We start from the raw sequence: 12,964 nt of genomic DNA on the forward strand, positions 1-12,964 counted from the left end.
CTGATTTTCAGACCTTGCCGCGCATGACCGCTTGCGTACCAAGGAACATCACGGCGGCTATCGCGGACATGACCGTCGCAAAAACATACATACTCGCTCCACCCCACTGCTCACTGAGCCATCCCCCTACCGAGCCGCCGATAATGCCCGCCAATCCCATGAATACCATAGCCAGGATCGACTGCCCCGTCGACCCGAATTGCTCCGGCAGCAGCCTCACTACATACTGAACAGCCACGATCCATAGTACGGCGAAAGTAAGCATCTGCGTCACCTGCAATCCGATTAATACCCACGGATCGGTAATGACGGCATACAAAATCCAACGAATCGTATAGATGACGGCAACAATGCCTAGAACCGTCAGTTCGTGATAGCGATGAATGTATCGGTTAATGAGAGCAAACACCGGAATTTCACTGCACGCCGCTATCGCCCACGCCCAGCTGACCATCGCGTCTGTCGCTCCCAATTTATTGAGATACAGCCCTAATAAAGCATCGTTCATCCGGTGAGGAATGGAGATGATGAGGACCATCAGCATAAACCATAGAAAGCTTTTGCTGCGGAAAATAATGCCAATTGCATTCAACGTTATCCGCTGTTGTCCGCTGCTATGCTCGTCCTTAATGAAAGCAAGCAGCACAAACGGGAAAATCCACAGTACCCAGTAGAAATAAGGAATCCTGGACACTCCGCCCAGTTCGTCGAGCAGCAGGCCCGAAATTAAAGCTACGCCCGAGAAGCCGATAGACCCCCAGACCCGCACGGAGCCATAAGACAATCCGCGGGATGCCGTTGACTTGACGACCAGATTGTCGATTAGCGGAATGGAAGGCAGCAGAAAGAAATACAAGAGCAGAATAAAGCCCAGCGTCAGGGTAAATCCGCTCGTCAGGAAGAGTCCGAAGCTTCCGAGCAAGGATAGCACCCACAGCATAAATACGATGTTCTTGACCGAGTTGAACCGGTCGCTGACATAGCCCCAGAAAGGTTGGGCGAAGATCGAAACGAACGGGCCGATCATCATTAACAGACCGATTTCAGCGGCGGTATAACCTTTTGTCTGCAAATACAGAGGTAAGTACGGCATCAATATGGCACTGGACGCATAGTAAAAAAAGTTAACACCGGACAAAGAAACAATTTGCTTGTCGAGCTTCAACAACGTCTACCTTCTTTCTACATTCCTCTACAAATTTCCTCTGTGCGGAGTTTACCGCTTGCTTTATAATAAAGCTAGCACTACATAGGAGAGGACTTATACTTCATGGAAATTTTACTAGCTTCACTTGCCCTCATTTGGGGCAATGTTACTGCCGCTAACCCGGACGCCAGCTTCGAGCAGCTCGTCCAAGCCTCTTTGGACGCCAAGAATGCCGTTGCTATCGTCCAACCCGCTCCATCCCAAGATCCTGCTGATCCTCTCGCTCCCGTCAACAAGCAAGATCCGCAGAAAGACGCCCCCAAAGTCAAAGGTGTCTATGCCACAGCGCACAGTGCCGGCGGCTCCCGGCTCAACACCCTGGTTAAACTGATGGACGACACGGAACTCAACTCACTCGTCATCGATGTCAAGGATGATTGGGGATACATTACTTGGGAAACAGGCAATGCAGATCTTGATGCGATGGGCACCACACAGAAAATCATCGGCAACATGCCAGGTTTGATGAGCACTCTTACTGAACATAACATTTACCCGATTGCGCGTATCGTCGTTTTCAAGGATACGATCCTCGCGAAGAAGAAGCCCGAATGGTCTTTCGTGAATCCGGACGGCTCCGTATGGGGCAACAGCAAGAACCCGCCAGACAGCTTCGTCAATCCTTACAACAAAGAAGTATGGGACTATAATATCGCCGTTGCTAAGGAAGCGGTGAAAGCCGGATTCAAAGAAATTCAGTTCGATTACGTGCGCTTCCCGGAAGGCTTCGAGAAGAGAGCGGATACGCTCAAGTACACCAAGGACGAACGTCCCCGCATCGATGCCGTCGCATCCTTCGTCAAGTATGCCAAAGAACAACTGCAGCCGCTTGGGGTCCGCGTGTCCGTAGATATTTTCGGCTATGCGGCTTCAGTCCCTGCGGCAGAGGGGATCGGACAGGACTTTGAGAAGATTTCCCAGAACGTCGACGTCATCTCGCCAATGATATATCCGAGTCATTATAGCACAGGCTGGTTCGGTGCTAAAGTGCCAGATGCGGCTCCATATGTTACAATTAACGGAGCGTCCAAAGATACGACGAAAAAGCTGGAAGCCATTGACAAGAAAGGCTGGAAGCCGATCGTTCGGCCTTGGATTCAAGACTTCACCGCTTCTTGGGTTCCCGGTTATATCAAATACGGCAAACATGAAGTGGAAGAGCAGATTCGCGCGCTCCATGATAACGGAGTCGACGAATACCTGCTCTGGAACGCCAACAACAATTACACGGCGAATGTCAATTACTGAGCATACCTGCACCCTGAGGATCCGCATGCCTCAGGGTGTTCATGCATGAACCGCCGAAAGGAGCCAGAACAAATGAACATTGTCGCCATCACGGACATGGACCTGTCCCCGATGCAGGAGGGCATGCCGCAAGATTTGAAGGAACGCTGCCAATTTCATTGGTTCCGTTCGTCCAAGGAAGCGGAGGCGCATATCGCATACGCCCATGTCATCATGACAGCCGGCCGCATGAATCCCGCATTCGCCTCCGCAGAGCGGTCACCGCAGTTGAAATGGGTACAAACGTTATCCGCCGGTGTGGACAAGCTGCCGCTTCAGCTGCTGGCTGAACGCCAAATTCCGTTAACCAATGCGCGCGGCGTACATACGATCCAAATGAGCGAATTCACGCTTAGCCTCATGCTGCAATGGGTCCGACGCTCGAATACGCTGCACGAATGCCAGCAGCGCAAAGAGTGGTTCCAAAGCATCCGCGTCGGCGAGCTGCACGGCAAGACGCTGGGCATTGTCGGCGCAGGCGCCATCGGAGAGGCTGTGGCCCGCAAAGCCAAGGCCTTCGACATGTCGGTCATCGGATTCAACCGATCCGGTTCGCCTTCAGCCGGCTACGATGCCACGTACAGCGGCGACGAAGGCTTGCGCCGCTTATTCTCCGAGAGCGACTTCGTCGTTCTTCTGCTCCCCAGCACACCCAAGACGCGCGGCATCGTGACGAAGGAGCACCTCGCCTTGATGAAGCCGAGCGCCTTCTTGATTAATCTCGCTCGCGGAGATGTCATCGATGAAGGCGCATTAATCCGAATGCTGCAGGAAGGCACGCTGGCCGGCGCTGCGCTCGATGTGTTCCAGCAGGAGCCTCTGCCGGAAAGCTCGCCGCTATGGGCGATGGAGAACGTCATCCTTACGCCGCATATCGCCGGATCCTCCGCACATTATACGGAGCGCGTATCGTCTATTTTTTACCACAATTTACGGGCTATGCTGGACGGCGGCGACATGATGAATGTCGTTGATATCTCCGAAGGCTACTGAAACACGGCAACGCACCTTACCCAAGCGGAGTACCGCTTTGCGATAAGGTGCGTTTAATTATTTGCCGGGGATCGCTTCCAAGCCTCTCATATACGGGCGAAGCGCCTTCGGTATATAGATGGAACCGTCCGCCCGCTGATGGTTTTCCAATAATGGGATCAATATGCGAGGGGTGGCTACGGCTGTATTGTTGAGCGTATAGCAGTAACGAAGCGCATCTTGCGAATCCCGGTAACGCAACCTGCTGCGTCGCGCCTGGAAATCCAGCAGGCTCGACGACGAGTGCGTCTCTCCGTACGCTTGACGGCTGGGCATCCACGTCTCAATATCGTATTGCTTGTAGTTTTTGGCCCCCATGTCTCCGGCACAGACGGCAACGACGCGATAGGGCAGCTCCAGCAGGTGAAGGATATGCTCAGCGTTGCGGGTGATCTCATCCATCAAGCGATCCGCTGTATCCGGGTCATTCTCACAAACGATGACCTGTTCGACCTTCGCGAACTGGTGCACGCGGTACAAGCCGCGCACATCCCGTCCGGCCGAGCCGGCTTCTTTGCGGAAGCAGTTCGAAACCGCAGCCAATCTCAGCGGCCCCTCCGACAGGTCGACAATCTCGTTCGCGTAATACGAAATGAGCGGGCCTTCCGACGTGCCGACGAGCCATTTGTTCTCTTCCTGCAGCTCATAGGTTTGATCGCGCCCTCCGGGGAAGAACGCAGCGTTCACCAGCGTCTCTTCCCGGACCATCAAAGGCACGTCCATGACGGTAAACCCTCGGTCGTTCAACACATCAATCGCCAACTGCTGAACCGCTCTGTGCAAATACAGCCCCATCCCTTTGAGGTAGTAGTTGCGTGTCCCGGCCACCTTCACGCCTCGCGGCACATCAATGATGTCCAGGTCTTCGCCGATCTGCATATGATCGCGAGGCACGAAATCGAATGAAACCGGCTCACCGACGACTTTCACAACTACATTATCCCGATCCGTAAGGCCTGACGGCGTCTCGGACGAAACCACGTTCGGCACCGCTAGCATAAGCGCCTTGAACCGCTCCTCAATCTCCCCGAGCTCCGCTTCAGCCGCTCCCAGTTCACCGTTCCAAGCTCGAACCCGGTCTTTCAACACCTCAGCCTCCGCCGGCTTGCGTTCTGCCATAAGCATCCCAATCTGAGCCGTAGCCCGATTCCGATCAGCACGCAGCAGGTCCACACGATGCTGCAGCCGTCTCTTCCGCTCATCGGCATCCAGCAGCTCTCCGAGCGGGAGGTCCACCCCTTTCCGAATAGCTGCCTCTGTCACTGCTTCCTGATTGTCACGAATCCATTTGATATCCAACATACGCCGTCACCGCTCCTTTTCATTATCGATAAAAAGACAAAGAACGCCCCTGTCCGAATTGGGACGAGGAGCGTTCTGCTCGCGGTGCCACCCAACTTGATGATCGCCTTGTACAGGCCATCATCCGCTTGGTTCCGCGATAACGGGCGGTGCCGGTCTATTTAGAGAATGGTCCGGGTCGTACAACAAACTCATTCCGATCATAAACGTCTCCGAGTTGGATGCTCTTCATTGACATAATGCCGATTTGTATATTGTTCGCTATTATAGACGAAACCCTTCGCCCGGTCAATAGGCGACCCTCACGTCACTTTATTGGGACAGACGGCTTGCCAGCTCGTACAGCTCTTTGTTAAACTCGCGCTTCGTATTGACAACCAAGTCGATGTCCGTAGCGACCAATTCGCCTTTGATCACGCCGCAAGCTTTGGAGGAATCGCCTTCCATCAGTCGACGAACCGCGAAATCGCCAAGTCGGCTTGCCAAGATCCGGTCGTTATGTGTCGGCGCGCCGCCGCGCTGAATATGGCCAAGCACCGTAACGCGCGGTTCGATGCCGACAGCTTCGGTAATTTGCTTCGCCACGCCTTCGCCCGTACCCGCACCTTCAGCGACCAGGATAATACTGTGGCGTTTGCCGTGTGCGAAGTTATCTTTCATCCGGTTCGCTACTTCGTTGATATCATACTCGACTTCCGGTACGATAATCGTCTCAGCGCCGCTGGCGAGACCTGCATAAAGGGCGATTTCGCCGCAATGGCGGCCCATCACTTCGACAACGGAAGAACGTTCGTGGGAAGTCATCGTATCGCGAAGCTTGTTGATCGCATCCACAACGATGCTGACCGCCGTATCGAAACCAATCGTGAAATCTGTGAACGGAATATCGTTGTCAATCGTTCCCGGCAAGCCCATCGTTTTGATCCCCAGCTTGCTCAGTTTATTCGCTCCCTGATAGGACCCGTCTCCACCGATGACGACCAAACCGTCGATCCCGCGTTTGCGCAAGTTCTTCGCGCCGATTTGCTGACCGTCCGGCGTCAGAAATTCTTTGCAGCGCGCCGTCTGCAGAATCGTGCCGCCGCGTTGGATGATGTCGCCGACGCTGCGCAAATCCATCTTGCGAATATCGTCGTTGATGAGACCATGATAACCGCGCTGTACGGCATAGACTTCAAGACCATGGAATAACGCGCTTCGTACTACCGCACGAACGGCCGCATTCATCCCCTGGGAGTCCCCACCGCTTGTTAATACTGCAATTGATTTTACTGCTGACATTTCATTTCCTCCTTCATTTCTTGTGAATGACATTCATGATGTCGTGCGGATAAACATGCTATTAATCCAGAAAAACAACCGGGTTAACGGACTATTTTTCATTAGACGCTTGGATACGTTCTTAACTTGTTGTTGTCCATTCACTTTCGGATCCGACAAATATAACGCGAGCAAACCTTCGATTATCATACGATGAAATCGCGGATGTTCCAAGAACAAAATTTTACTCCGCGCTTCCTGCACGATGAAGGCAATTCGCTCCACCGTATCGTCCATCGAATCGTAATAGCTGCAGAAATTCAAATCCCCGCCCTGAATATCTTCCTCTTGATCGATCAAATAGTCGAGTAAAATGTGCAATCCGCACACATACGGGAAATAGGCCTCCCGGATCGACGCCACTTGGTTCTCGCTTAAGTGGGGGTCGCAAGCGGCCAGAAACAGCATAAACATCCCTAATGTCGAGCCTGTCGCTGCTGCAAATTCATTCCAGGCAATTTGGCTGTACCGGTGATGATGAAGATTCCACCACGCCTGCAGCTCAGGTTCGCGCATATCCTTGCGAATATGCTTGTACACTTGCAGGTCGCAATACAGGGCAACGAATTCGCGCACCTGATCCGCCACCTGCCCATACGAAGGCAAGGCAGCGATACAACGCTGGCAAGTCAGGACGAGATCTTGGAGATAATCCCCGTCCTCCTTCTCCTGCCGGTAAGCGTAATAGTCATGCAACGGCTTCGAAGGATCGACCGCATCAAGCATCGATTGGTGCAGCTGCCGAAAATCTTGAGGGTCCAGCGACGTACTGCGGTCGCACAAATTATCCAGATAATCGCTAATCGTCTGGAATGAGACAATCAGCGGAATTAATAGATGCCGCATCTGCAGGTTGGCAGCCGCGTACACCGCACCGCCCTGGCAGTGAAACTTCTTAGTCGCTATACTGGCTAGCGCTTGCGTTCTTAGCTCAGGATCCGGAATCCGCTCCGCTCTTGCTTTCCAACTGGAAAGGTGGGCGCCGACCTCCGGCAAAATATAGCGGTACACTCTGACCATCAACCGAAACGGACCTTGCGGAACTTTCGTGCTACTTCTGTCCAATTGCTTCAAGCAGACTTCCTCCACAACTTTGTTCATAGCAATATTGCAGCAGCAGCTGCATTTCGTACCGCTGAATATGCCTTAACCAGCTATCCACCGTCCCATTCTGAACAAGTGAAACCTGCAGCTCGACCACGTCAATGAACACGCAAGGGTTCCAAACCGGAGAAGTAATCAGCACTTCCAGCTTATGACGCATCGCCTCGTTATCCAGATCAGCCAAATCTTTGACAGTCAAATAATCCCGAACACACGCAATTAAATTGGAAAAAATAGGATGAGGGCCGACATCGTTGAACCAATATTTGGCGTTGCTGTAGTCGCCTTCCATCCGGTGCATAAGACCATGCCAATAACTGCCTGTCGCATTGGTAATTTCCTGGGCAATATCGTGAGATTTATCGAGGCTCTCATTGAGCAAATAAAGCCCCGCTTTAATAGCCAGGAAGTACATCTCTTGTTCCGGGCTGCCCTGGGCCAGCTTCGCCGGGAGCATCTCTTCGATTCTTTCATCCATCGCGTGATCCCATTCTTCTATCGGATACAGCGCCGGCAGATGCTCCAAGAGAGGCTTCGCAATAGCTTCCAACCAATTGGTTCCATCTTGATTGCTATGCATGTAACCCGTCACTCTCCCTTTCATTAAACATCCCTAATGGTGGGTCTTCGATTCCAGATCCTGATTGATCCGGAACCACAGGTGAAGATCATTTATGATCGATGCCAAATCAGCAATTTCGGAATTCAAACGACATGAAGTCAGGAAATCGTCCTCTTGATCCAACTGGTTTTGTTTCACAATAATCGAGGATTCCAGCTTCAAGATGCGATCGGGTATCGTGCCGCGGATTTGTTCCCATTGAAATAAAATATCTACCCGTATATCTGCAGGATACGTTTCCCAATCGTGCTCCAGAGCGGGAGTCTCTATGCCGAGTCTGGCATCATATTGAAAATAGCAGCTCATTCTTCTGAATTGCCTCCTTCCAGTAAAACACGCTGCGATAGTTCAAGAAACATTCTACCTTTAAATGTATCACTTCAAACCTTGGGTTTCCAGTTAAAATTGTATGTCATCTAGATTTCATTTTCTGGTATACTTAAATAACGTTTTTTAGCAGGGACATATAGTTAGGAGAGATACAGATGGCAGCCTCATCAATGAAAAGCACAATCTCATGGAAACAGCTTATCTCCTTTTTTCTCCCCCTCGGACTTTCTGCAACGCTCGTAACCCTCTCGCACGTAATCATCAACAGCACTTTGGCCCGAGCGGACAATCCCGAAGTCGTCATTGCCAGCTACGCGCTCCCGCTCAGTTTGTTAGGCTTAACCGAAAAGCCGGTCGTCCTGCTGAGGCAGGCTTGTTCGGCTCTCGTCAGAGACCGGATCTCTTTTCGCGCCATGGCGGCCGTGAGCTCCTATGTATTCGCATGCATCATTCTTATTGGTCTCATTATATGCTATACGCCGCTCGGAGAGTGGGTATTTCTTTATTTCTTTGGCGTCGAACCGGAGCTGCTGGACAGCACGCTCAGCGTGTACCGCATCCTGATGTATGTAAGCATCTTTTCCGGGCTCAGGTGCTTGTTCCACGGTATCATCATCTTCAACATGCGGACCAAATGGCTAACGATCGGCATGGGTGTGCGAATCGCCGCCATGTACCTGTTATCGCTTTACTTCATTACAACCGACAACGTAACGAGCGGCCGTGTTGGGGCCATTATTTTCCTGCTGGGCATGGTCATTGAAGCGGCCGTAGCCATCTGGGAAGGCTCCAGTCTCCTGAAGAAGGTCATCCCCGAGAAGGCGCCCAATCACGAAATCGAAACGAAGCGGCAAATTTTCACTTTCTACAGACCCCTCCTGTATTCTTCCGTCATTGCCGTCATCATCGGTCCTGCGATCAATGCAGTTTTGGGGAAAACGATGCAAGTCCATCTGGCGATATCGTCTTTTGCCATTGCCGGTTCCTTAACCCAGCTGGTCATCAGCTTTTTCTCCTATATCCACCAAATCGTCCTTAACTTCTACAGGAAGGATGCGCGGACCGTTGTCCGTTTCGTCTTGCTGCTTAGCTTCATTCCCGGCACTCTTATCGCTATTCTTGCTTATACGCCGCTTGGACCCTGGTTCATGTACCATGTGATGGGGGTCAACGCCGAACTGATGCACGCAAGCCTGCATGCGATGCGAATCTTCATGATCATGACGCTTGTCTTCCCTTGGCTGGATTATATGAACGGCATCATCATGCTTCGGGGACAAACCAAAATCATGGTTATCTCACAATCTGCGAATGCTGCCACGACGGTGATTACGTTGTTCATCGCCATTCTGACCGTGCCCGGCTGGAACGGGATGATCGGTGCTCTGGCCCAATCCGTCGGCCTCCTGGCAGAGCTGCTGGTCGTCGTTTATGTCCTCAGACGAACGTCTGAAATCAAACAACCGAGCCTGCCTTCAAAAAATTTGTAACGAAAACGAGTGATTACCCTTTATGCGTACGTCTAAATCTATACAGTCACAACATCAGCTGCTTCGTCTGTTCACATTTTCTTTTTTCATGACGATGGGGATCGTCGTTACCTTCTTCCCCCTGTATTTCGATTACAAAGGATATTCGAAGCTGCAAATCGGCTTGCTGTATGCCATTGGCCCGTTAATCGGGATCGCCACGAATTTGCTGTGGGGCTTTCTGAGCGACCGCTTCCAAACGGTGAAGAAGATTATGATCATATTGATAGCCGGACAATTGGTCACGGCCATTCTGGTGTTTACGGCCGGCTGGTTTTCCTTGCTGTATGTTTGCTTGGCGATGTTTTTCTTCTTCCAGCAGCCTGTCAATTCATTGAACGACAGCCAGCTTATGCTGAGCCTCCGGGCCAGCGGCAAAAGCTACGCATCCTTCCGCGTATGGGGGTCCATCGGCTTCGCCGTCTCCGCCGGAGGCTTCGGCATGCTGCTTAAGCATTATGGCACCGGGCTTACGCCAATTCTATGCTTGCTAACCATATCCTGCTCGCTGGTCATCGTCTTCTTCTTGACGGATGCCCGTCAAGGCGGCAAGAAGATGGCTTTCGGCGGCATGCTGAGCATGCTGAAGAATAAGAAATTCGTCTGGTTCCTGCTGCTGGTTATCGTCATGTCCGTTTCCCACCGTTTCAACGACGGCTTCCTGGCGCTTTATATGCGTGAGCTTGGCGCATCGGACTCGTTGATCGGCTATGCCTGGATGGCTTCTGCGCTAAGCGAAATCCCGGTGTTCTTCCTTCTTAGCAAGCACGGTCACCGGTTCAAGGAGCTTCCGCTTCTCGGCTTTGCCGGAATGATCTATGCTTTGCGCTTCTTCATGATGGGTTCCATCCATAACCCTGCCTGGATCATCGGGATTCAGCTGCTGCACAGCTTAACCTTCGGGGTATTCCTGATTACTGCGAACCGCTACTTAAGTCAAATTATTCCGGATGAATACCGCTCCTCCGGTCAAGCCATCTTCGCCGTAGCCTGGTCGAGCATCGCGGGATTGATCAGCGGAACGGCTGGCGGCTGGATCTACGATGCGGCGGGAGGAAGCACCGTCTATTTCATAGCGGCTTGTTTATCCCTCGTTGCGACCGCCGGCTTCTTCGGCTCGCATCTGTTAGGGCAGGAGGGGCGTCTCCTCGGCCGCAAATAGGTTCTAGAAAGAAAGGATTGATAACGTGTTAGCCATTGAACGGTTATCTCACAGTTTCCGCACAGGGCAAGAAGATACCCCCGTTCTGCATGAGCTCAGCTTCCGGGTCGAGCAAGGCGAGATGGTCGCCCTGCTCGGCAGCTCCGGCTCCGGAAAGTCGACGCTGCTTAACTTGATGGCCGGCTTAATGAAGCCTACGCAAGGAAGTATCCTTATCGCCGGGCATGCCATAGAACAGATGAGCGAAAACCGCTTGGCGGAATTTCGCCGGTCTCACATCGGATTCATCTTCCAATCTTATGAATTAATACCACATTTGACCGTTCGCGAGAACGTTGAGCTGCCACTTGTCTTCCAGAGCGTCTCCGGCGCTGAGCGCCGAGATCGCGCGATGGCTCTCCTGCAGCAGGTCGGCATCGGCGATAAGGCGGATCTATTTCCGTCGCAGCTATCCGGAGGGCAGCAGCAGCGCGTCTCGATCGCCCGTTCCCTCATCACGAAGCCGGCCATCGTCTTTGCCGATGAACCTACGGGCAATCTCGATACGAGAACGGAAGCGGAAATTATCGACTTGCTCATCGATTTGAATCAGAACTCCGGCATCACCTTCGTGATCGTCACCCACGAGCTCGAAGTCGCCCGTCGAACGCAGCGTGTGCTGCAGCTTCGCGACGGACGCTTGCTGGAAGAGAACCTGCTGGCGGGTGAAGCCGGATGAAGCTGAAGGATTACGTTCGGCTGGGCTGGGACCAGCTGCGGCGCCGCAAGGTCGTAACCGCGCTCTGCACGGTCGGGATTGCCATCGGTTCCGCCTCCATTATGGTGGCGCTCGGCTTCGGCGAATCCATCCAGCATTACAGCCAGAAGCAGATGAGCTTCTATCTCAAAACCGATGAGATCACGATCATGGACCAGAGCGGCGACCCCAACAGCCCGGCGAAACTGACGGCAAATAAGCTCGATCTCATTCGCACGTTCCCCCATGTGAAATCCGTCGCCAGTTTTCAAGAGCTGGGACAATTCAGCTTCACCGTCGACGACGGCAAACAAAGTTATCTGCGTCTCGTTGCAACGGAGCTGAGCGAGCTGGAGGCCTTCGACTCCAAGTACCAGCAAGGCGGAGCCAATGCGCAGGAGAGCAGCATCGTGCTGAATTACGGCACTACCCTCGGTGTGCTTGACGCCAAAACGATGGAAGTTCGCAATAAGCTTATGCAGCAAAATCCGACCAAGGAGCAGGCGGAAACGTACCGCCAAATGGGCGCCATCCCTTACCCGCTTTATCAGAAGCATCTGCTCTTGAAGCCGAACGACTTCCAGGGACAGCCTGGGGGAACAAATCAGACGAGTGCCGTGCAGGCCCAAGAAATCTCTCTCCGCGTTACGGGCATTCTGAAGAAACCGGAAGGGCTGCCGGACGCTATGCTCCAAGGCAACAAAACGGCCTATGTCTCGCCGCAAACCGGGCGGAACATCCTGGAGGCGCTCAACAAGGCATCGACCGACGGCCGGGTTCAATATTCCGAAGTGAAGGTCAAAGTCGACAGCAGCGCAAACGTGAAGCAGGTCGATGAGTGGATTAAGAAACTGCAGCTGCAGACGCAGACCAATCTCTACCAAGAAGACCGGATGAAAGGCGAATTCGTCATCGTCCGTTTGCTGCTTACAGGCGTCGGTCTCTTCGTCCTATTCGTCGCCTCCATCTCGATTGTCGTCGCCATGACGATGTCCACCCATCAACGCCGCAGACAGATCGGGATCATGAAAGTGCTGGGGGCGAACCTGAAGCAAATCCGCAATATGTTTATTGTGGAATCGTCTCTACTCGGCCTGTTAGGCGGTCTTGTCGGCATCATTTTGTCGTATTGGGTCATCTGGGCCATCAACCTGCTCATTATTACGTTCGATTCAGGACCCGGAGAGACGGTCGAGATCCTCTTCCTGTCGCTGTGGATTCTCCCTGTCGGCATGTTCTTCGCTGTGATGACCGGCGTGCTGTCCGGACTGTACCCCGCCATTAAAGCATCCCGTACCGATGCATTGACGGCCATTAAACGAGAATAGGAGCT

Annotated in this window: 12 protein-coding genes; 6 read left to right on the forward strand and 6 right to left on the reverse strand. The window is 52.7% G+C overall.

Annotation, left to right across the window (positions count from 1 at the left end; all coding sequences use genetic code 11):
- Positions 1 to 7: 7 nt before the first annotated feature.
- Positions 8 to 1,168, reverse strand: coding sequence for an MFS transporter (locus tag PUT07_RS01470; RefSeq protein WP_274465959.1), 1,161 nt, complete (start codon positions 1,166 to 1,168; stop codon positions 8 to 10).
- A gap of 102 nt (positions 1,169 to 1,270) precedes the next feature.
- On the opposite strand from PUT07_RS01470, the gene PUT07_RS01475 reads away from it, so the two are divergent.
- Positions 1,271 to 2,455 carry a putative glycoside hydrolase gene (locus PUT07_RS01475; protein WP_274465960.1) on the forward strand — a complete coding sequence of 395 codons (1,185 nt, stop codon included), beginning with the start codon at positions 1,271 to 1,273 and terminating at the stop codon, positions 2,453 to 2,455.
- A 72-nt stretch (positions 2,456 to 2,527) separates the two neighbouring features.
- Entirely contained in the window at positions 2,528 to 3,487 is a 960-nt protein-coding gene (locus tag PUT07_RS01480; RefSeq protein ID WP_274465961.1) for a D-2-hydroxyacid dehydrogenase, read from the forward strand.
- A gap of 57 nt (positions 3,488 to 3,544) precedes the next feature.
- On the opposite strand, the gene serS is transcribed toward PUT07_RS01480, so the two are convergent.
- The 5 genes from serS to PUT07_RS01505 form a co-directional block, all read right to left on the reverse strand.
- Entirely contained in the window at positions 3,545 to 4,828 is a 1,284-nt protein-coding gene (gene serS, locus PUT07_RS01485) for a serine--tRNA ligase (protein WP_274465962.1), read from the reverse strand.
- A gap of 312 nt (positions 4,829 to 5,140) precedes the next feature.
- The gene (gene pfkA, locus PUT07_RS01490) at positions 5,141 to 6,109 is read right to left on the reverse strand and encodes a 6-phosphofructokinase (RefSeq protein ID WP_274465963.1); all 969 of its coding nucleotides are present in this window, start codon (positions 6,107 to 6,109) and stop codon (positions 5,141 to 5,143) included.
- Positions 6,110 to 6,142: 33 nt separating this feature from the next.
- Entirely contained in the window at positions 6,143 to 7,168 is a 1,026-nt protein-coding gene (locus PUT07_RS01495) for a tetraprenyl-beta-curcumene synthase family protein (protein WP_274467426.1), read from the reverse strand.
- Between the two features lie 31 nt (positions 7,169 to 7,199).
- Entirely contained in the window at positions 7,200 to 7,832 is a 633-nt protein-coding gene (locus PUT07_RS01500) for a hypothetical protein (RefSeq protein ID WP_274465964.1), read from the reverse strand.
- A gap of 33 nt (positions 7,833 to 7,865) precedes the next feature.
- Positions 7,866 to 8,180 carry a hypothetical protein gene (locus PUT07_RS01505; protein WP_274465965.1) on the reverse strand — a complete coding sequence of 105 codons (315 nt, stop codon included), beginning with the start codon at positions 8,178 to 8,180 and terminating at the stop codon, positions 7,866 to 7,868.
- Between the two features lie 179 nt (positions 8,181 to 8,359).
- Here PUT07_RS01505 and PUT07_RS01510 point away from each other — a divergent pair, with 179 nt between their 5' ends.
- Genes PUT07_RS01510 through PUT07_RS01525 form a run of 4 tightly spaced genes read left to right on the forward strand, consistent with a single transcriptional unit; the run spans position 8,360 to position 12,959 of the window.
- Complete coding sequence (locus PUT07_RS01510; RefSeq protein ID WP_274465967.1) at positions 8,360 to 9,694, forward strand: multi antimicrobial extrusion protein MatE; 1,335 nt, start codon at positions 8,360 to 8,362, stop codon at positions 9,692 to 9,694.
- Positions 9,695 to 9,716: 22 nt separating this feature from the next.
- Entirely contained in the window at positions 9,717 to 10,895 is a 1,179-nt protein-coding gene (locus tag PUT07_RS01515; protein ID WP_274465968.1) for an MFS transporter, read from the forward strand.
- 25 nt (positions 10,896 to 10,920) lie between these two features.
- Positions 10,921 to 11,613, forward strand: a complete 693-nt coding sequence (locus tag PUT07_RS01520) for an ABC transporter ATP-binding protein (RefSeq protein ID WP_274465970.1) — start codon at positions 10,921 to 10,923, stop codon at positions 11,611 to 11,613.
- Positions 11,610 to 12,959, forward strand: coding sequence for an ABC transporter permease (locus PUT07_RS01525; protein WP_274465971.1), 1,350 nt, complete (start codon positions 11,610 to 11,612; stop codon positions 12,957 to 12,959). The genes PUT07_RS01520 and PUT07_RS01525 overlap by 4 nt, the downstream gene beginning before the upstream one ends.
- Positions 12,960 to 12,964: the final 5 nt, after the last annotated feature.

Source organism: Paenibacillus sp. MAHUQ-63, from assembly GCF_028765165.1.
In the GTDB taxonomy this organism is placed as follows: Bacteria; Bacillota; Bacilli; order Paenibacillales; family NBRC-103111; genus Paenibacillus_E.

Bases quoted from the DNA above. Each gene is read 5' to 3' on its own strand.
- PUT07_RS01475 (WP_274465960.1), top strand. From the start codon at position 1,271: ATGGAAATTTTACTAGCTTCACTTGCCCTCATTTGGGGCAATGTTACT.
- PUT07_RS01480 (WP_274465961.1), top strand. From the start codon at position 2,528: ATGAACATTGTCGCCATCACGGACATGGACCTGTCCCCGATGCAGGAG.
- serS (WP_274465962.1), bottom strand. From the start codon at position 4,828: ATGTTGGATATCAAATGGATTCGTGACAATCAGGAAGCAGTGACAGAG.
- pfkA (WP_274465963.1), bottom strand. From the start codon at position 6,109: ATGTCAGCAGTAAAATCAATTGCAGTATTAACAAGCGGTGGGGACTCC.
- PUT07_RS01495 (WP_274467426.1), bottom strand. From the start codon at position 7,168: ATGGTCAGAGTGTACCGCTATATTTTGCCGGAGGTCGGCGCCCACCTT.
- PUT07_RS01500 (WP_274465964.1), bottom strand. From the start codon at position 7,832: ATGCATAGCAATCAAGATGGAACCAATTGGTTGGAAGCTATTGCGAAG.
- PUT07_RS01505 (WP_274465965.1), bottom strand. From the start codon at position 8,180: ATGAGCTGCTATTTTCAATATGATGCCAGACTCGGCATAGAGACTCCC.
- PUT07_RS01510 (WP_274465967.1), top strand. From the start codon at position 8,360: ATGGCAGCCTCATCAATGAAAAGCACAATCTCATGGAAACAGCTTATC.
- PUT07_RS01515 (WP_274465968.1), top strand. From the start codon at position 9,717: ATGCGTACGTCTAAATCTATACAGTCACAACATCAGCTGCTTCGTCTG.
- PUT07_RS01525 (WP_274465971.1), top strand. From the start codon at position 11,610: ATGAAGCTGAAGGATTACGTTCGGCTGGGCTGGGACCAGCTGCGGCGC.